This is a genomic window from Ruegeria sp. YTSB088 (assembly GCF_059609825.1).
In genome coordinates this window covers 284182-303911 of sequence record NZ_JBXWMM010000001.1, presented here as the reverse complement: position 1 = coordinate 303911, position 19730 = coordinate 284182, and the positions used below count along the sequence as shown (strand labels likewise).

The window sequence follows — 19730 nt, the reverse complement described above, 5'->3', positions numbered from 1 at the left end:
ACACCCATGCTGACACAAGATCAGATTGGCAAGTTCCAGACAGATGGATACCTCGTGGTCGAGGATGTAATTCCCGCCGATGTCCTGGATCGGGTACAAGCCGAATACTCGGATGTCCTGAACCGGCTCTATGATGGTTGGTACAAAAAGGGTCTGGTCAAGGACGAGCCGTCCGGAATGACCTTCTGGGACAAACTACTGTCCGCCTATCAGGCTGGTTGCGACTATTTCCAGCCGCTGGACATCTCGTTGCCCGGCGATCGGATCATGGCGGACACACCTTTCCATATTGGGCCCGCCGTGTTCGACTTGCTGACGACCCCCCCCATGCTGGACATCGTCGAGCAGTTGATCGGGCCAGAGTTGGTCAGCAATCCGATCCAGCACGTTCGGCTGAAGCCACCTGCCCTCATGCTGACAAAGGACGAGGTTCGCGCGCACATCACCGCAACGGACTGGCATCAGGACCGGGCGGTTGCGTTAGAGGACGCGGACCAGTCCGACATGGTCACGGTTTGGATTGCCGTCAACGATGCAACGGTCAAAAACGGCTGCCTGCAAGTGCTGCCAAAGACCCAGGATCAATCAATCCTGCCGCATTGTGCGCGGACGCAGACAGGTATTGCCGAGGGGTTCATTGACGAAGACCGCGCCCTGCCCCTGCCTGTCAAGGCGGGTGGGATCATCCTGTTTGACCCTTTGACGCCACATGCTTCGCTGGTCAATGAAACAGACAGGTTCCGCTGGTCGTTCGATATCCGCTTCAGCGCGGCAGGTCAGCCCACAGGCCGAGACCATTTCCCCAGCTTCATCGCAAGGTCCAGATCGTGCCCCGAAACCGAATTGCGGGATTGGCGTGTCTGCAAGGCCAACTGGGAGTCGGCGCGAGCACGGCTGTCCGGACAACCGCATATTGATCTTCACCGGTGGACATCAGACTCGCCCTTTTGCGCCTAGATTCGGCCGCTAAGAAAGCTGACTATGACTTTTGTACGTTTAGATCGAACGGATAGTGTGGTGGTTGCCACTCGACCCTTGGAGGCAGGCAGTGTTGTCGAGGATGTCACGACTAATGCGCGCATCCCTTCAGGTCACAAGGTCGCCATGCGGATGCTTGCGCCAGGCGAACCGGTCAGAAAATACGCCCAGATTATCGGCTATGCCACTCAACCGATCCAACTCGGCGATCATGTCCATACCCACAACGTCGAGTTCCGCAACACCAGCGTGAACTACGAGTTCGCGACGGATCTCAGGCCCACGAAACCCGCCACCTCGGTCGATACGTTCATGGGTTACCACAGGGACAGCGGCCGGGTCGGCACCCGCAATTATGTCGCGGTCCTGACCACCGTGAATTGTTCGGCGACAGCGGCTCGCATGATCGCAAATCACTTTACGCTGGAAAAGTTGGCCGAGTATCCGAACGTCGATGGCGTGGTGGCCTTTGTCCACGGAACGGGCTGCGGAATGGCCGATTCCGGCGACGGTTTCGAAGCTCTCCAACGAGTCATGTGGGGGTTTGCGAAACACCCCAACCACGCTGCCGTTCTGATGGTCGGTCTGGGCTGCGAGATGAACCAGATCGACTGGCTGCTGGACGCGTATGGGCTAAAGCAGAGCCCCACCTTCCAGACGATGAACATCCAGAACGTCGCCGGATTGCGCCGGACCGTGGAGATGGGCATCAGCAAGATCAATCAGATGCTACCCCTTGCCAATAAGGCACGGCGTAGCGAAGCCCCAGCGTCCGAACTTATGGTTGCGCTGCAATGCGGTGGATCGGACGCTTGGTCTGGTGTGACCGCGAACCCGGCGCTCGGACACGCCTGCGACCTGTTGGTCGCCCAAGGCGGCACAGGTGTCCTTGCGGAAACGCCCGAGATCTACGGAGCAGAACACCTTCTGACCCGTCGCGCTCTCGATCGGGCAACTGGCGAAAAGCTGATCAGACTGATCAATTGGTGGCAGGACTACACCGCCCGCAATCATGCCTCAATGGACAACAACCCAAGCCCCGGCAACAAACAAGGGGGTCTGTCGACCATCCTTGAAAAATCGCTGGGGGCGGCGGTAAAGGGCGGAACCAGCCCTTTGACCGGCGTGTTCAAATACGCCGAACCCATCACCCGCAAAGGATTCACCTTTATGGACAGCCCCGGATATGACCCGGCCTCGGTAACCGGGCAGATCGCGGCCGGGTGCAACCTTGTGTGCTTCACCACGGGGCGTGGCTCTGCCTTTGGATCCAAACCGGCGCCCACGCTGAAAATCGCCACCAACTCTGAATTGGCGACTCGCATGCCCGAAGACATGGACGTGGATGCGGGAGACATTCTGACCAAAGGGGTCAGCGTCGAAGAAAAAGGACAGGAAATATACCGCCGGCTGCTCCAAGTCGCCTCGGGAGCGCGAACCAAGTCCGAGGCGCAGGGCTTGGGTGACTACGAATTCGTTCCCTGGCAAATCGGAGCAGTGATGTGAAAAGGATCCTTGTAGCCGGCGGTGGATTGATCGGTATCCGCCACGTCCGCGCCGTGATTGAGCATCCCGGCTGCATGTTGGTCGGGTTGGCCGATCCAGATGGCTCGATCAAGATAGAAGTGCCGCGTTTTGCTAGTGTGGACGAGGTGCAGGACCCGGTGGATGGCGTCATCATTGCGACGCCGACCCGCCTGCATGCAGAACATGGCATTCTGGCCGCATCCCGCGGTTGGCACATGCTAATCGAAAAGCCGGTTGCCGCATCAGTCGATGATGCCCTGCGCCTGAGGACGGCCGTTCGCCAGGCTAATGTCCGCAGCCTTGTAGGCCACCATCGGCGTTATCACACAACCTTGCAGCAACTGAAAGAGGTGATCGCGCAAGGTACGATTGGACAAGTCATCAACGTCTCGTTGCTGTGGGCCATGCGCAAACCCAACAGCTATTTTGAACAGAACTGGCGGACTTCGGATGGCAGCCCGGTCATGATCAATCTAGTGCACGATATCGATGTCATGCGCTTTGTGATCGGAGAAATCTCGGATGTCGCAGCCCTGCCCGGCGCGTCGGTCCGCGGATCGGATCGGATAGAAAGCGGCGCCGTCGCGATCGCCTTCGAAAACGGCGCGACAGGCACCATCAGCTTTGCCGACTCTGCGCCCAGCCCATGGGGGTTTGAGGCAGGAACCGGCGAAAACCCGAACATCGGCACGACCCGACAGGACATGATGTGGATCACTGGAACCAAGGGCGCTGTAAGTTTTCCTTCCATGACCCTGTGGCGTGGAAAGGATTGGGGCACTGCGGCCCAAAAAGACCAACTTCTACGACCGAAACAAAAACGCGAGCCGCTGGAGGCCCAGTTGGATCACTTTCTTGACGTGATCGACGGCGCCTCACCGTTGATCGACGTCGAGGATGCGGCCCGGACGCTCGAGGTCACATCACGGATAGAACAGGGGCTAAAAGCGCGGTCAGCTCGAGCGCGGGCGCCGACCTGAAGGAAATCCGGCCCCGGCGAAGAACCGGACCACCCAAAAAACCTATGATTACACGCCGGGTAATATGAGCATCCGAACTTCAAAACCGCTCGCGCCAGACACAAGAATGAAAACCAGAGACATTTACGGAAAGGGAAACCAATGAGCAAACCATCAATCGGGTTTATCGGCCTGGGACTAATGGGCGGAGCCATGGTAAGCCGGCTGTTGGACCAGGGATACTCGGTCACGGTCTTGGGAAACCGCGACCGAACGCATCTGGACGACGCGATTGACCGGGGGGCCCGTGAGGCGCAAAACGCCCGAGATCTGGCACAAGCCAGCGACATCGTGATGCTGTGCATGGGAACCTCTGAACAGGTCGAGGGTCGTATGCGCAGTGCAGATGGCGTGATCGAGGGATTGAAGCCCGGGGCGATCGTCATCGACTTTGGCACCTCGCTTCCGGGCAGCACACGCGCCTTGGCCAAGGAGGTTGCCGCAGCCGGCGGAAGCTATCTTGATGCGCCTCTTGGCCGGACGCCCTCGCACGCGCTGGAAGGCAAGCTCAACATCATGACTTCCGGCGACAAGGCAGCCTTTGACAAGGCTGGGCCGACACTGAAGGACTTGGGCGAAAACGTCTTTTACCTTGGCCCTGTCGGATCGGGGCACACCATCAAGTTGATCAACAACTTCTTCGCAATGACCGTCGCGAACGCGATGGCCGAAGCCTTTGCAATGGCAGATATCACCGGTGTTGACCGCAGGCAGCTTTATGACGTGATGGCCGCAGGACCGCTGCATTCCGGAATGATGGATTTCGTCAAAGCCTACGGTGTCGAGAATGACCCGAACCAACTCGCCTTCGCCATCAAGAACGCGGCAAAAGACCTTGGGTATTATGACCGCATGGCGCGCGAGGCCGGTGTTACCAGCGTGATGTCGCAGGGCGCGCTTTCAGCGCTGAACGACGCGCGCGACCACGGTCAGGCGGATGACATGGTCAGCCAGATGGTTGACTACTACGTCAAGCGCTTCAACACCTGAACGATGGCCGTCACCGCCAACCCCACCGCGGACTTGCCGCGTCTGGGCATCGTGCTGATGCTGACGGCGTGGCTGTTCTTTTCACTGGTGGACCTTGGGGCCAAGTGGTTGGCGTTGGCCGGCGTGCCGGCATTTCAATTGGCGTTCATGCGTTACGCGGGGCACTTCGTGATCTCGGTGGGTGTGATCGCCAAAGGCGGGATTGAGGTTGGCCGGTTCAAGACCGACCACCCATGGCAAGTCATCAGCCGGGCCTTGCTGCTGATCTCTGCGACCGTTTTCAACTTTTATGCCCTGCGGTTTCTACCTTTGACCGTCGTGTCAGCGATCATGTTCTCAAGCCCTGTCATCGTGTGTTTTCTGTCCGTTTTCGTGTTGAAAGAGAGCGTTGGCCCTTGGCGTTGGGCGGCCATCATCCTCGGCTTTCTGGGGGTTCTGGTTGTCGTCCGGCCGCTTGGCACGGCCTTTCATCCGACCATGTTGCTGATCGTCTACAACGCCACAGCGTTGGCCTTGTACTCGATGATGACGCGCAGGCTGTCCGGGGTTGTTGCCGTGAACACCATGCAGTTCTACCTCGGGCTTACCGGGACGGTGGTCCTACTGCCTTTCGCCATCTGGTTCTGGGTCCAGCCGGAAAACACCTGGAGCCTGATTGTTTTGATCGGTCTTGGCGTCTTTGGCTGGTGCGGGCATCAACTGCTGACGAACGCGCATCGTTTCGGAACGGCGAACCAGTTGATGCCATTCACCTATTCGTTCCTGATCTACGTTGCGATCTGGGGCTATCTGTTCTTTGACACGATACCGGACGCATTCACATTGGCAGGGGCCGCGCTGATCATGGTTGCAGGCCTCATAATCTGGAAAAGAGAAAAGAAATGACGCGAATTGCCTGTATCGGCGAAGCCATGATCGAATTGTCCATGCTGGAATCTGGCGCAAAGGTGGGCGTCGCTGGGGATTCGCTGAACACCGCCATCTACATGCACCGCGCCGCTCCTGATTTGCAGGTGGAGTATGTAACATGTCTGGGCGACGACCCGTTCTCGGAGCGTATCGCGGGGTTCATCGCCAGTCATGGTATCGTGACATCCGGCATCCGCATCATTCCGAACGCCTCCCCGGGACTCTATGCGATCACGACATCTGCGAACGGTGAACGCAGCTTTACCTATTGGCGCAGCGAGGCAGCCGCCCGTCAGCTTTTTGGCGATCACGACTTCAGTCTGCTGAACGGCTACGACGTGCTGTACTTGTCAGGGATTTCCGTGGCCATTCTTCCGCACGAGGTGAGACTTGCGCTGCTGGACTGGCTCGAAGGCTCTTCCATCCGGTTAGTCTATGACAGCAACTTTCGTCCGCGTCTTTGGGACAGCATCGAGCACGCCCGGCAGATCAACCAACGGCTTTGGCAGCGTGCAGACATAGCCCTGCCGTCCATTGACGACGAGATGGCGCTGTTCGGGGAAAGCCCGGATCAGGTGGCGGCACGCTTTTCCGATCATCACGGCATCGGTGCGTTGAAACGCGGAGAGGATGGCCCCCTGTCGATCGGTCAGAACATTGAGCAGACCTATGAGCCTGCCAAAAACGTGCTGGATACCACAGCCGCGGGCGACAGTTTCAACGGTGGGTACCTCGCAGCCTTGCTGACCGGAAAATCGCAGGCTGAGGCCCTGATGGCCGGACACAATCTGGCATCCACTGTTGTTCAGGTCCGCGGCGCAATCATTCCTGGATAAGTGGCGCGAGATCCTCAGCGCCGACAAGGCGCAAAAGCGGCACTACCGGGTCTGGCTGTTTAACGGCCGAGGCGATTTCCGACGCGCAAGGATCGTTCAGCGCCCTGCCTTCGGCGGTCTCGGACATGCAATAGGAAATCCAGGCCTGCATCCCCGCGATCACCGCTTGAGAGCCGGTTTTACGGAGTGTGGGAACAAACCGATACGGCAGCTTCTGACTGCCATCCATCGCGATTTGGTCCAGCCGGTGCGCCAACTCGGGGTTTTCAAACCGGCGCAACAGGGACTCGGCATAGTCCGGGACCTGTGCTTGCAGTGCAGCGGGCAGCGTTGCGCCCGCATCTTTCATCAACTCGGAAACCAGCGGGCACAAAACCGGGTCTCCAACCGCTTCGTGGACATAGGTCAAACCCCGCTCTAGCCCGGCATAAGCCAACAGTGAATGCGCACCGTTCAATATGCGCAGCTTTCGCGTCTCGTGCGGAACCACGTCATCGACCAGTTGCACACCTGGCCAATCCGGATGCGGGCCGGCGAAACTATCTTCGATTACCCACTCCGAGAACGCCTCTGTCGGAACAGCCATAGGGTCGCCGCTGATTGCGCGAACGGCGTCCGTGGTGGCCGGGGTGATCCGGTCGACCATGGCGTTGGGAAAGCGAACAGCGTCCCAATTCACGTCCAGACTGGCTGCTTTCGAAAAATCGGCAACCGCTGTTTCAAGCGTTTTTCCGTTCTCCATACGATTGTCGCAGCTCAGCACCGTCACTGGCTTGCGCCGTTCAGCAAGGCCAAAGGCAAGAAACCCGATCAGCGTCGCAGGCCCTTGCCCCGCCAGATCGGCGGCAATCGCCGGGTCTTGAAGGTTCAGCTTGCCCGCGGCATCCAAATGATAACCTTTCTCGGTCACGGTCGCCGAGATGATCTCAGCATCCGCCATTACAGTGAAAACCGCTGCACGATCCTCGGGCGCGACCAGAACGTCCCGCAGAGTTTTGATGCGACGGACGCCCTGCCCCTGTACGCACAGATCGTATTCGAAGCCCTGTCGGGCCAATCCATCCCGAACCGAGGATGAACGCAGGCTGACGCCGACAACGTCCCATCCGCCGGCTTGATCGGTGTAATCCAGCAAATGCGCCCGGGCAAAGTTTCCGAGGCCGAAGTGAAGAATTGTACCCATTTAGCTTTGCAATCCGTAAACCTGTTTCGCCAGATCGACCGCCAGCAACCGCGCGAGATGCTCGGCACTGTCCCGCCCGAAATAGCCGCGCGCAACCTGCTCGACCAGATGAAGCGCCACACCCCGTCGCCACAGGTCGTGACGTGCCGGTATGGACAAAAAGGCCCGCGTGTCGTCATTGAATCCAGCCAGATTGTAATATCCGGCCGTTTCAACGACCTGATCGAAATACCGCGCAATCCCGGCTGGGCTGTCATGGAACCACCAAGGCGGCCCGATCCGAAGGCACGGCCAATGTCCCGCCATAGGAGCCAGTTCACGAGCATAGGAGCCTTCGTCCAGTGTGAAAAGGATGACGCGCAGATCCGCCGTGTTTCCAACCCGGTTCAAAAGCGCCTCAAGGCCCGTAACCCAATCCATCGCGATTGGAATGTCAGCCCCCTTGTCCCGTCCGAATTCCCGCATCACCGCGTGGTTGGTGTTGCGCTTGCTACCGGCATGAATCTGCATGGTCAGACCATCATCGACGGACATCTGCGCCATTTCGATCAGCATATGCCCATAGAAGCGGCGGGCGTCCTGTTCGGTACCTTCCCGCCGTCTCAGCCGTTGGTAAAGCGCATCCGCGTCGCCCAGCCACTCGGTCTGCACGCGTTCAATACCGTGGTCGGTGGCCGTACAACCCAGTTGAATGAAATGAGCTCGTCGCATTCGCAGCGCGTTGAGGTAGCCATCATAGCTGCCCAGATCGCAGCCTGTCAGCTCCGCCAACTTGTCCAGGTTCTGTACGAATTCCGGGTCCGCCCCATCTAAAACCCCGTCCGGGCGGAAAGTCGGCACTACGCGCCCGCCCCAACCGCTTGTGCGGACAATCTGATGCTCCGCGAGATCGTCGAGAGCGGAATCAGTGGTGGCCAGAACCTCGATTCCGAACCTGTCGAACAAGGCCCTCGGACGAAATTCAGGTTGCGCCAGTTTTCCCGAAATCTCGTCATAGATCAGGTCGGCCGTACACGAGGACAAATCCTCAGACACGCCAAACGTTTCATTCAGCACGTAGTTCATCCAAATCCGGGATGGCGTCCCCAAAAACAGATGCCAATGCTCGGCAAAGGTGCGAAACACGGCGCGAGGATCCTTCTTGCGGCCCTCTTCGCCAACGCCAAGTTCGGACAATGGAACGCCTTGCGAGTAGAGCATACGGAACACGTAGTGGTCCGGAACCACCAGCAGCTCTGCCGGGTTGGGAAACGGCGCATCGGTTGCAAACCACCCCGGATCGCAGTGACCATGCGGAGACACGATCGGCAGGTCCTTGATACCGAGGTACAGGTCTTCTGCCATCCCTTTCAAACTACCAATCAATTCTGCCTCCGATACAGTTCCCCGCAATTGTTAACACAGTTTTTAATGGTTGCATCTTTCCCGTTCGAACCCGCAGACTGACCGTGTGATCCGGGGGAATGAATGAATATTGCGCTGATTGGTTTGGGGATGGTTTCTGGCACGCATGTCGCCGCCATTCGGGCATCGGATCAAGGCCTCAGTCTTGCCGGAGTCCTCGGGCGCAATCCTGACAAGGCAGCTGAGTTCGCGCGGCGAAACGATACCCGCGCATTCAGCTCGGTCGACGAAATCGCAAACGACCCAAACGTCGACTTTGCGATCATCGCAACTCCGCCTGATCAGCGCACAGAGTTGGTGCGGGTTCTTTCGACCGCTTCGAAACCGATCCTGATGGAAAAGCCCATCGAAAGAACGCTGGACGCCGCGACAGCCATCGTCGATCGGTGTGAGGCGTCAGGCGTGCCGCTGGGCATCGTCTTTCAACACCGCGCCCGCGCCGCCTCGCAAGCCCTGAAATCGGCAGTTGAACAAGGTGAGCTGGGCGCGATCGCAACGGTAGAGATCCGTGTCCCCTGGTGGCGCGATCAGAGTTACTATCACGAGCCTGGTCGCGGAACTTATGCACGCGACGGAGGCGGTGTCATGATCTCGCAGGCAATCCACACGCTTGACCTTGCGATGTGGCTGCTGGGGCCGATCTCGGACATTCAGGCCGTGATGAGAAAAACTCCGTTGCACGATCTCGAAGCCGAGGATTGGGCAGGTGCTGTCTTTGAAATGAAAAACGGCGCAGTGGGCACGTTGATGGCGACCACCGCCGAGTTTCCGGGGGCCGCTGAGTCCATCACCATACAGGGCACGCGCGCCAAGGCCTATCTGGAGTCAGGTGTCCTGACCTTGACCACATTCAATGGCCGGAAATCAACGGTTGGCGAAACCACCGCCACAGGCGGAGGGGCCGATCCCATGGCGTTCACCCATGCGTGGCATCAAGCGGTCATCGAGGATTTTGCCAAGGCCGTTGCCGGTGAAGGGCAGCCCATGGCCACCGGACGCAGTGCCCTATTGACCCACGCCGTCATCGACGCGATGCAGATCGCCAATCGAACCGGCCAGAAAACACGAGTCGCCTCATGAGTCTGACCTGCGTCGCCCTTGGCCTGGACCACCGCCATATCTATGGCATGACGGAAAACATGCGCAAAATCGGCATGGACTGCGTTGGCTATTGGACACAAGGCGATCCGGAAACGCTGGCGGGCTATGTCAAAAGGTTTCCCGATATTCCGCGGCTGACCCGACTGGAAGACGCCCTGAACTGCGGGGCGGATCTGGCGCTGATTTCGGCAATACCGGCGGATAGGGCCGCGTTGACAGTCCGCGCCATGCAGCACGGCATGGATGTCATGAGCGACAAGCCGGGCTGTACGACGTTCGAGCAACTCGACGATATCAAGCGAACGGTCGCGGACACCAGTCGAATCTGGTCGGTGAATTTTTCCGAACGGTTTGAAACGCCCGTCAGCACCCGGGCGACCGAGTTGGTCAAGGCCGGTTCGATCGGACGCGTGATCCAGACGGTCGGTCTTGGCCCGCACCGATTGAACCGGGCAACCCGGCCAGAATGGTTTTTTCAGCGTGACCGCTACGGCGGGATTCTGACCGACATCGCCTCGCATCAGATTGATCAGTTCCTGCACTACACAGGTTCAGAAACCGCGGAGATCACGAACGCCTATGTGGCGAACTACGCAAACCCGAACGATCCCGGATTGCAGGATTTTGGCGAAGTCAAACTGTGCAGCGAGAATGGTACCGGGTACGTCCGGGTTGACTGGCTCACGCCGGATGCGCTGCCAAACTGGGGGGATGGTCGTCTGACGATCCTGGGCACCGAAGGATATATCGAGTTGCGGAAATACGTCGATGTAGGCGGGGCCTCTGGTACAGACCATCTGATCCTCGTCAACGGCGAAACCTGCCAAAAGATCGACGCAACCGACGCCGGCCTTCCCTACTTCGCGCGCCTCGTCGACGACATCCGCAACCGGACCGAAACCGCAATGACGCAGACCCACTGCTTTACGGTCATGGAACTGGCGCTGCGCGCGCAGGAATTGGCGGAACGCAGATGATCAACGTTGCGATCCTTGGCGCAGGTATCGGTGAGCAGCATCTGAACGCGCTGGAACGGCTTGGTCGCACCTTCCAGGTAGCCGCCGTTGTCGACCAGAATGCGGATCGGATCGAACAGATCCGACAGAACTCGGATTTTCGAGCACTGAGCAACATTCAGGACGCGCTGGACGATCCGACGATAGATGTCATCGACGTCTGTCTGCCGCCCCATCTGCATGTACCGACCACCCTTGCGGCACTGGCCGCAGGAAAACACGTCGTCTGCGAGAAACCTCTTGCGACCTCGATGCAGGATGTGGATCGGATCACGGCAGCAGCACGCAGCGCGGGCAGGCAGGTGTTTCCGGTTTTTCAATACCGGTGGGGCTCGTCACTGGCACAATTGCGCCATCTGCAGCGCGCAGGCCTGACCGGAGCCGTCCAAACCGCCGCGCTGGAAACCCATTGGTCCCGAGGGGCAGACTACTATGCGGTGCCCTGGAGGGGAACATGGGCCGGTGAACGCGGCGGCGCAGTGCTGGGCCATGCGATCCACAACCATGATCTGCTGACTCATATCGCGGGTGATATCGCCTGGGTGTCTGCGATGGTCACAACGCGGGTCAACCCGATCGAGACCGAAGACTGCGCCGCAATCTGCTTTGGCATGACTTCCGGAGCATTGTGCACAAGCAGCATCTCCCTGGGCGCCGCCACCGACGAAACCCGCCTGCGGTTCGTCTTTGAAAAACTGACCGCGACTTCTGGCACGGAACCCTATGCTCCGGGTCAATCGCCTTGGACATTCGTCGCGCGGGACTCGGTGGATCAGGTCGCCGTCGACAACGCTCTTGCAGTCGCCGCGGTCGAGCCAACGGGGTTCGAAGGATTCTTTACCGAAGTAGGCAAGGCTCTGCGGCTCGAGGCAAACTCGGCCGTTACGCTGCAGGACGGTGCTGCGTCCATCGGGCTCGTGACGGCGGTTTACCACGCGGCTCGTACCGGGCAGCGCGTTGCCCTTCCTATCAGGCCCGATCACCCGCTGTATGAAGGATGGCTGCCATGAAACAATGCTGGCGTTGGTTCGGCCCCGATGATCCGATCGTCCTGGCCGATCTCCATCAAATCGGTGTTCAGGGCATTGTTACTGCACTGCATCACATCCCGCCGGGAGAACCCTGGGACGAACCGAGCATCGCCGATCGGCAGGCGTTGCTGGCCGCTGCCGGGTACAGTTGGGACGTTGTCGAAAGCCTGCCCGTCTCCGAGGCGATCAAGACGCAGTCTGCTGACATGGCAGAACATCTGCAGGCCTATAAGTCCAGCCTCAGGGCCCTGTCCGCCCGTGGCATCAAAGTCGTTTGCTACAACTTCATGCCAATCCTGGATTGGACGCGTACCGCCCTTCGCGCCCCGCAGCCGCACGGGGGAACGGCCATGCTGTTCGACCTGACGGATTTTGCAGTTTTCGACATACATATTCTCAAGCGGCCGGGCGCGTCCGAAGACTATTCCAGCACCGTCCAACAAGTGGCCACGGACCGTTTTTTGGGCATGTCTGATCATTCCAGGGCCCAATTGAAGCACAATGTCACTGCGGGGCTGCCGGGCGCAAACGATCAGTGGAGCGTGCAGGACGTGCGCGCTTTATTGCAGACCTATGCTCACATAGACCGTGACCGGCTTCGCGCAAACCTGATCGATTTCCTGTCCGAGGTCGCTCCGGTGGCTGAAGAGCAGGGGCTGCGCTTGTGCTGCCATCCGGATGATCCGCCGTTTTCGTTGCTCGGTCTTCCGCGGATCATGTCCAACACCGATGACTACGGCGCCGTTCTGGATGCCGTTGATTTGTCGGCGAACGGCGCAACGCTGTGTACCGGGTCGTTGGGAGTGTCCCCCGAATTCGATGGACCAGGCTTCGTGCGCAGGCATGGCGACCGGATTCACTTTGTCCATTTGCGAAACACCCGACGCATCGCAGGGTCAGACAGCCAGAAGCCGGACTTCTTTGAGGCCCCGCATCTGGAGGGCGACACCGACATGGTCAGCACCATTCGCGAATTGATGAACGAACAGCGCCGCCGCAAATCCCAAGGGCGTGGCGACTGGCAAATTCCGATGCGGCCCGACCACGGACAAGAACTGCTGAGCGATCTGGGCGGACACAGCACTCCCGGCTATCCGCTGATCGGACGAATGCGCGGGTTGGCGGAACTGCGCGGCATCATGGCGGCGTTCTCGTAACGCGTCGGGTCATGCAGTTTCTTTCCGCCGCAACACTTCTTTGCTTGCCTGACCGCCGCATTCTTCGTTTACTTACGGTACGTAAACGGGCAGCGGGGTGTCTTCCGGACTCGCCCGAAGTCTGTTCAAGACGCGTGAAACTCCCGCGAAAACCGATGCGATTGGGCATCATTTTTCGAAACGTCTGCCATACGGCAATGGCGGAAGAACGGGAGAGGTTCAAATGAAAACCGCAGGCGTAATCGGTCTTGGCGACATGGGCAGCGGCCTGGCTAAAAACCTAATCAAGAACGGCTTTGAAACATCCGGTTTCGACCTGAGTGAGACACGCTTGACGGCATTTGCCGACATGGGCGGCCTGCCCAAGGACAGCGTGGGACAGGTCGGCCGTCACGCCGCCAGTGTGTTTGTCATGGTTATGAACGGAGATCAGGCCCGCAATGTCATTCTGGGTGAAAACGGCCTGGTTGCGAACATGGCCAAAGGCGGAACGGTCATCCTGTCGGCGACCATTACCCCGGCCGAAGCAGGCGCTATCGGGCAAGACATGGAGGGCTCGGGCATCCACCTGATCGACACGCCGGTCTCGGGTGGGTTTCCCGGCGCGCAGAACGGCACACTGACGATGATGGCGGCCGGTCCTGAGGAGGTGCTGGACCGAAATGCCGAAGTCATGCAGGCAGTGTCGGCAACCATTCATCGGGTCGGAGAAAACGCCGGCGACGGGCAAACCGTGAAAGCCTGCCTGCAATCCCTTATCGGATCGATCTTTTCCGCCACATTCGAGGCTGCGGCCCTGGCGGCCAAAGCCGGTGTCAGCGGTCAGGCATTGCTTGATGTTTTCTCCTCATCCAGCGCGGGGTGCGGCGTCGTGAATACCGCCCTTGAAAACATCATTGACCGCAAGTTCGAGGCCACCGGTAGTCATATCGCAACCATGCATAAGGACCTGACGATCTCTCTGGCACTAGCCGGTGCGTTGGGCGTTCCCATGCACACAGCGTCATCCGCAATGCAGATCTTTCACGCAGGAAAAACCAAATACCCGAAAGGCGACAACTGGGTGTGTACTCGCGTCATCGAAGAGATCGTTGGCGCAGAATTGCATCGCTGAGGGGGAGCGAACATGAAACTAGGTGTGATTTGCGACGGCATTTCTCGCGATCTGCGGCATGCCGTGGACGTGATGGACGAGTTCGGCTTGGACTATGCAGAGCTTCAGTTCGTTGGTGATACGGAGGTCGGGGACCATTCCCCGCAGGAAATTGCCGAGATCGATGCGCTCTTGCGCGACCGGGGCAAGCCTGTGTCATGTTTGTCGCGCCATATCTTTGCAGGGATGACAGCTGCCAACAGGCCAGGCGACGATCTGCACACTCGGCACATGGACGCCTTGAAACGCGTGATCGACATGGCGCATATCGTGGGGTCTTCGCTGGTTCGGATCATGACCCAACGAAAAGAGCAGATACTCTGGGGAAAAAACGGCGCCGAGAAGTGGAACGTAGCGCATGGGGTATGGAACTCGATGCCCCCGCTGATCGCGCCTGCGGTTGAACTGGCAAGAACTGAGGGGGTGAAGCTTGTCGTGGAAACCGGAAACGGCACACTGGTCAATTCCAACTATACGGCCCGCAAGCTGATTGACGAGTTGGACGCAAAAGACGCGTTGAAAGTGCTGTGGGACCCTGGAAACAACTGCTGGTGTCATGAACTGGCATACCCGGATGGCTATGAAGAACTGCGCGGCGGCTACGTGGGTCACATTCACATCAAGGACGTGAAGGTCGACACGCCGCGGGCAACGCTGGAAGTTTGCCGCATGGGTGAAGGCCAGCTTGCGCCTCTGTTTCAACCCATCGCCGACGCGCTCAGATCCGACGGCTATGATGGCGTCATTTCCTTCGAGAGTGTTTATCACCCCGGCAACGGAAACTTCGAAGATGGTTTTCGTCTGTGTGTGGACAGGTTTAAAAGCCTGTTTGCATGAACAGCGAAGCAATCAGCGTTACAAATTCGATGGATGCACCGTAAAGCTGAACGCCAAATGGGGTGTAGGAGACTGGGCGCGTTCGCGCGGGATCAGGAAAAGGGCCTGCTGGATGAAACAAGAGTTTTTTGACCTGTCAATTGAAACGCCCGGCAAATCCCTCACCGACATCAGCGGGATCGTTCAGCGTGCGGTGTCTGAACATGGATTTGGCTCGGGCCTGCTGACCCTTTGGTGCGTCCACACGGGTGCTGCGCTGTTGGTGCAGGCCAATGCCGATCCCGAGGTACTCAAGGATATCGAGACGTTCTTCGAGGAACTCATACCCAAGTCACCAGGCAAGTATCACCACCGCCCGACCGAGGACGACAACGCTCCGTCGCATCTGCGGGCGCTGTTGACGCAAACTCAAGTATCGATCCCGGTCGAACAGGGGCAGCTTCCGTTGGGTCGCGTGCAAAGCCTGTACCTGTTCGAACATCGCGAGACGCCCAAAACGCGCCGATTGAAGGTGCACTACATCGGGACTTAACGCTTTGGGTCACATGGTGCGTTGCCGGTGCTACCGACCCATCCACCCCCCGTCGACGACAAGGATTTCTCCGTTGACGAAGTCCGACGCGGCAGAGGCAAGAAAGACCACCGGTCCGGCAAAATCATCAGGCGTACCCCAACGACCCTGTGGTGTTCGTTCCAGGATCGACTTCGACCGGACCGGATCATCCTGCAGGGCCTGGGTATTGTCGGTCGCGATGTAGCCGGGGGCGATCGCATTCACGTTCACGCCCTGCCCGGCCCATTCGTTGGCCAATGCCTTGGTCAACTGTCCAATCCCACCTTTCGAGGCCGAATAGCCTGGCACAGTGATCCCTCCCTGAAACGTCAGCAACGAGGCAGTGAAGATGATCTTTCCCGAACCCCGAACCAGCATGTCCTTGCCGATCTCGCGAGACAGAACGAACTGCGAGGACAGGTTCACCTCGATCACTTCGTCCCACCAGTCGTCCGGGTGCTCGGCGGCAGGTTTGCGTTTGATTGTACCGGCGTTGTTGACAAGGATATCAGGGGCTTGTCCGTCGGCCCTCAACTGATCAATGAACCCATGCAGCGCGGCCCGATCCGAGAAGTCGCATTGGTAAGCCCGGAAATTGCGCCCCATCGCCGTGACTGCTTTTTCGACATCCGACCCGGACAGCTCGAGCGAGGCGGACACGCCGATGATATCGGCTCCGGCCGATGCCAGTGCCTCGGCCATGCCGCGCCCGATGCCGCGTTTGCACCCGGTCACAAGGGCGGTCTTTCCCGTCAGGTCGAAACTTTGCAAAACACTCATGAACGCGGTCCTACTTCGATCAGGCTTTTCATTGCGGTTGGGCTGCTATCCAGTGCTTCGAACGCGGCCTGAATGTCTGACAGAGGGTTGACGTCGGTAATCACAACATCCGCGTCCACTCCGCCCGAGGCAACAACTGCGATGGCTTTTTCATAATCCTCTGGCTCATAGACCCGAGCACCGATCAACTGCAGCTCTCGCCAGAAGAACTGGAACAGGTCGATCTGGGGCTTTTGAGCATGGATCGCGACCATTACGATCCGGGCCCGCGTCGCGGCAACCGCGGTCATCGCATCAACACCGGGCTGCGTTCCCGACACCTCGAAAACCACATCTGCACCCTTGTCGCCCGTGCGTGCGTTGATCGTGGCCACCAGATCGGATTCGGTCGGGTTAATCGTGTCAAAGCCAAGTTTTTCGGCTATCGCCAGACGGTTCGGATTCACCTCGGAAATCACAACATTTCCACCTGCATCCCGCGCGACCATGGCAACCAGGATACCGATCGGGCCGCCGCCGATAACGACAACGTCCTCAGCAGGTTGCAGGCCAGACAGGCGCACATCGTGGCAAGCAACGGCGATTGGCTCGATCAATGCTGCGTGATCCATGCGCAAGTCGTCCGGCAGAACGTGCAATGTGTGGGCCGGAACGGTCCATATCTCTTGCATGGCGCCATCGGTATCCAGGCCGAGAAACTTGAGATTTTGGCAGATATGCTGATGCCCCCGCTTGCAGGCCGGGCATTCGCCACAATGATCAAGCGGCCGGACAACGACCTTCTGGCCGGGTTGAACCGTATGCACCCCCTCGCCCACTGCTTCGACGACACCAGACATCTCGTGCCCGATCACCCGGTTCAGGCCGACACGGGCATCCATGTTGCCGTGGTAGACGTGCATATCCGTCCCGCAAATCCCACAATAGGCAACGCGAACCGCAGCCTCGCCGGGGCCCGGAGCCGTCGCTTGGGCTTGCTCTACAGCAAAGATTTTGTTGCCCCTGTAGTATGCCGCAGAGATCGTCTGGGTCGTCATGTATGCATCTCCCTGTGTTCCGCGTTCAATTTGTCCCAGTCGAATTCTACCCCGGTTCCCGGAGTATCCGGGGCTACTGCCAGACAGTCTTCCACAACCAGCGGACGGGTCGTGTACTGGTCTATTGGGAATGAGTGTACTTCTAGCCACCCTGCTTTGGGTTGCGCAGAAACAAGGCTGACGTGCAGCTCCTGCATCCCATGACTGCAAACCGGAATACCGTGCTGTGCGCTTAGCGCGGCCACGCGCAACCAGCCGGTGATCCCGCCGCAGTTTGAGGCATCGGGCTGGATGAAACTCAGCTTCGCGTCATCGAAAGCGTATTCGAACTCGTGTATGGTGTGCAGGTTTTCACCCATGGCAAGGGGAACGCTTGTCGCTTCGGCAATTCGGCCATAGCCTTTGTAGTCATCTGGAATAGTCGGTTCCTCAAACCACAAGATTTCGCAGTCGGCGAACCCTCGGGCCGCCACGATTGCCTGTTCGACGGTCATCGAATAATTCGCGTCAACCATGAAGAACCGGTCCGGTCCCAACATCTCGCGCACCGCCCGGGCACGCGCAAGATCGTCGGCCAGATCCGGTTGCCCGACCTTGATCTTGACTGCGTTGAACCCACGCGCAAGGTAACCTTCGGTCTGGCGCAGCAGTTTCTTCAACGAGAAATTCAGGTCGATCCCGCCAGCGTAGGCCTTGCATCGTTTGGACGCTCCGCCGGCCATCTGCCACAATGGCGCATTCTGCGTTCTGCCGCGAATATCCCACAGGGCAATATCCACGGCTGAGATGGCAAACGAGGCGATCCCGCCCCGTGCGACGTAGTGCACGTGCCACTGCATGGCATCGTACAGGCTTTCGATCTGTTCGGCGTCTTTTCCTACAAGGAACGGCGCCAGGTCATGCTGGATCATCGCCAGGATGGCATGACCTCCCTTGCCCCCCGTATAGGTATACCCGACCCCCTCGATCCCATCCGTCGTTTGAATGGTGACGGTGATCAATTGAAAGAACGTGTGATCCCCATGTTTGGCATCGACCAGGACTTCGGCGAGCGGGACGTTGAACAGCCGCGCTGAAACACTCTCTATGCGATTCACGAACCTAAGACCTTCTGCTGCCTAACAATAACCCGAGACTGTAAAAGGATGACCGCAAAAAGAAAGACTCCACGTATGACCATCTGCCAATAGGCACTGAAACTGATGGTGCCCCGACCGTTTTCAAAGTTCAGACACGCTTGCATCACAGGCAACGGGCCGCATAATCACCACGACGGATGAGCCAAACTCTCTCATAGCTTAACACGCAATTGGTTCCAAAAATTCTGACGACGGAAGGGGCCATTTCGGCCATACATTCACCTATCGCAAGAATACGCATTTTTCGGTTTCCTGTACTTCGAAGTTTGAAAAACGGTAGCGTTCGACAATTATGTAACCTGTTCTGCCGTGGTCACGAGAACAGCATCCCACCATTGATATCGACATTGGTTCCGGTCAGATAAGCCGCGTCCTTGCTTGCTAGAAACGCCACTAGGTTCGCAACATCCTGAGACCGGCCTTGCCGCTTGAGCGGCGCGGCTGCTTCTAGCCCGCGACGGCCTGCATCGGGAGTATGGATGTTATGGAAATCCGTGTCGATCATACCTGGGCAGATTGCATTGACACGAATGTCCGGGCCCAGTTCTTTTGCGAGACTGCGGGTAAATGTCATCACAGCACCTTTTGATGTTGCATAAGCCGACGCACCCGGGCCACCACCGTCGCGACCCGCCTGACTGGCGATGTTTACAATCGCCCCGGATTTCATATGCAGCAGCGCCGCTTTGACCATAAGAAACGTGCTGGTCAGGTTGAGATCCATGACAGCCTGCCAATGTTCAAGCGACATCTCGGTGATTTTCTTGCGCGCGATCAAACCTCCGGCATTATTCACCAGAATGTTCAGGCTGCCATAGGTATCGACCGTCTTGGCGATCAACGCATCGACCTCTTCGGGTTTGTTCAGGTCGCCTTGCATTGCAAACGCCTGTCCACCGATCTTTTTGATCTCGGTTACGGTTTCCTCGGCGCTGGCATTACTGGCGAAGTAGTTCACCGCGACATTTGCCCCTTCGGAGGCAAGTTTGACAGCGCAGGCGCGCCCGATATCGCGGCCGCCACCCGTGACAATTGCGGTCTTTCCCTGAAGTCTCATGGTTGTTCTTCCCCGTTCAATTG

At 58.4% G+C, this 19730-nt stretch carries 18 protein-coding genes and 1 pseudogene; 13 read left to right on the top strand and 6 right to left on the bottom strand.

Features of this window, described 5'->3' with window-relative positions:
* Positions 1-6 precede the first annotated feature (6 nt).
* From AC2FFA_RS01485 to AC2FFA_RS01460, 6 genes and pseudogenes are all read left to right on the top strand, one after another.
* On the top strand, positions 7-957 hold the full coding sequence (locus AC2FFA_RS01485; RefSeq protein ID WP_496849532.1) for a phytanoyl-CoA dioxygenase family protein: 951 nt from the start codon (positions 7-9) through the stop codon (positions 955-957).
* A 24-nt stretch (positions 958-981) separates the two neighbouring features.
* On the top strand, positions 982-2484 hold the full coding sequence (locus AC2FFA_RS01480) for a UxaA family hydrolase (RefSeq protein ID WP_496849530.1): 1503 nt from the start codon (positions 982-984) through the stop codon (positions 2482-2484).
* Positions 2481-3485 (top strand): Gfo/Idh/MocA family protein, encoded by a 1005-nt coding sequence (locus tag AC2FFA_RS01475; RefSeq protein ID WP_496849528.1) that lies wholly within the window; start codon positions 2481-2483, stop codon positions 3483-3485. Before AC2FFA_RS01480 ends, AC2FFA_RS01475 begins: the two co-directional genes overlap by 4 nt.
* A gap of 99 nt (positions 3486-3584) precedes the next feature.
* A pseudogene (locus AC2FFA_RS01470) lies at positions 3585-4514 on the top strand (NAD(P)-dependent oxidoreductase); the annotation flags it as partial.
* Between the two features lie 3 nt (positions 4515-4517).
* Positions 4518-5399, top strand: coding sequence for a DMT family transporter (locus AC2FFA_RS01465; RefSeq protein WP_496849527.1), 882 nt, complete (start codon positions 4518-4520; stop codon positions 5397-5399).
* Entirely contained in the window at positions 5396-6259 is an 864-nt protein-coding gene (locus tag AC2FFA_RS01460) for a sugar kinase (RefSeq protein ID WP_496849526.1), read from the top strand. Before AC2FFA_RS01465 ends, AC2FFA_RS01460 begins: the two co-directional genes overlap by 4 nt.
* Here the strand turns inward: AC2FFA_RS01460 and AC2FFA_RS01455 are convergent.
* The gene (locus tag AC2FFA_RS01455) at positions 6246-7442 is read right to left on the bottom strand and encodes a mannitol dehydrogenase family protein (RefSeq protein WP_496849524.1); all 1197 of its coding nucleotides are present in this window, start codon (positions 7440-7442) and stop codon (positions 6246-6248) included. The two genes, AC2FFA_RS01460 and AC2FFA_RS01455, sit on opposite strands and share 14 nt — an antisense overlap.
* Complete coding sequence (uxaC, locus tag AC2FFA_RS01450) at positions 7443-8786, bottom strand: glucuronate isomerase (protein ID WP_496682301.1); 1344 nt, start codon at positions 8784-8786, stop codon at positions 7443-7445. It abuts the gene before it with no gap.
* 123 nt (positions 8787-8909) lie between these two features.
* Here uxaC and AC2FFA_RS01445 point away from each other — a divergent pair, with 123 nt between their 5' ends.
* The 7 genes from AC2FFA_RS01445 to AC2FFA_RS01415 all read left to right on the top strand — a co-directional run bounded on the left by AC2FFA_RS01445 (position 8910) and on the right by AC2FFA_RS01415 (position 15673).
* Positions 8910-9926: a Gfo/Idh/MocA family protein gene (locus tag AC2FFA_RS01445; protein WP_496849522.1), complete on the top strand. Its 1017-nt coding sequence runs from the start codon at positions 8910-8912 to the stop codon at positions 9924-9926.
* Positions 9923-10924, top strand: coding sequence for a Gfo/Idh/MocA family protein (locus tag AC2FFA_RS01440; protein ID WP_496849521.1), 1002 nt, complete (start codon positions 9923-9925; stop codon positions 10922-10924). Before AC2FFA_RS01445 ends, AC2FFA_RS01440 begins: the two co-directional genes overlap by 4 nt.
* Positions 10921-11973, top strand: coding sequence for a Gfo/Idh/MocA family protein (locus AC2FFA_RS01435; protein WP_496849519.1), 1053 nt, complete (start codon positions 10921-10923; stop codon positions 11971-11973). Before AC2FFA_RS01440 ends, AC2FFA_RS01435 begins: the two co-directional genes overlap by 4 nt.
* Positions 11970-13151 (top strand): mannonate dehydratase, encoded by a 1182-nt coding sequence (gene uxuA / locus AC2FFA_RS01430; RefSeq protein ID WP_496849517.1) that lies wholly within the window; start codon positions 11970-11972, stop codon positions 13149-13151. The genes AC2FFA_RS01435 and uxuA overlap by 4 nt, the downstream gene beginning before the upstream one ends.
* A 223-nt stretch (positions 13152-13374) precedes the next feature.
* Positions 13375-14265 (top strand): NAD(P)-dependent oxidoreductase, encoded by an 891-nt coding sequence (locus tag AC2FFA_RS01425; RefSeq protein WP_496849515.1) that lies wholly within the window; start codon positions 13375-13377, stop codon positions 14263-14265.
* A gap of 12 nt (positions 14266-14277) precedes the next feature.
* On the top strand, positions 14278-15141 hold the full coding sequence (locus AC2FFA_RS01420) for a sugar phosphate isomerase/epimerase family protein (RefSeq protein ID WP_496681891.1): 864 nt from the start codon (positions 14278-14280) through the stop codon (positions 15139-15141).
* 112 nt (positions 15142-15253) lie between these two features.
* The gene (locus AC2FFA_RS01415; protein WP_299896510.1) at positions 15254-15673 is read left to right on the top strand and encodes a secondary thiamine-phosphate synthase enzyme YjbQ; all 420 of its coding nucleotides are present in this window, start codon (positions 15254-15256) and stop codon (positions 15671-15673) included.
* A gap of 30 nt (positions 15674-15703) precedes the next feature.
* Here AC2FFA_RS01415 and AC2FFA_RS01410 read toward each other — a convergent pair whose 3' ends face one another.
* The 4 genes from AC2FFA_RS01410 to AC2FFA_RS01395 all read right to left on the bottom strand — a co-directional run bounded on the left by AC2FFA_RS01410 (position 15704) and on the right by AC2FFA_RS01395 (position 19707).
* Entirely contained in the window at positions 15704-16474 is a 771-nt protein-coding gene (locus tag AC2FFA_RS01410; RefSeq protein ID WP_117869176.1) for an SDR family oxidoreductase, read from the bottom strand.
* Positions 16471-17511 carry a zinc-dependent alcohol dehydrogenase gene (locus tag AC2FFA_RS01405; protein WP_496849513.1) on the bottom strand — a complete coding sequence of 347 codons (1041 nt, stop codon included), beginning with the start codon at positions 17509-17511 and terminating at the stop codon, positions 16471-16473. The genes AC2FFA_RS01410 and AC2FFA_RS01405 overlap by 4 nt, the downstream gene beginning before the upstream one ends.
* Complete coding sequence (locus tag AC2FFA_RS01400; RefSeq protein ID WP_496849511.1) at positions 17508-18608, bottom strand: mandelate racemase/muconate lactonizing enzyme family protein; 1101 nt, start codon at positions 18606-18608, stop codon at positions 17508-17510. The genes AC2FFA_RS01405 and AC2FFA_RS01400 overlap by 4 nt, the downstream gene beginning before the upstream one ends.
* Positions 18609-18963: 355 nt before the next feature.
* Complete coding sequence (locus AC2FFA_RS01395) at positions 18964-19707, bottom strand: SDR family NAD(P)-dependent oxidoreductase (RefSeq protein ID WP_496849510.1); 744 nt, start codon at positions 19705-19707, stop codon at positions 18964-18966.
* Positions 19708-19730: the final 23 nt, after the last annotated feature.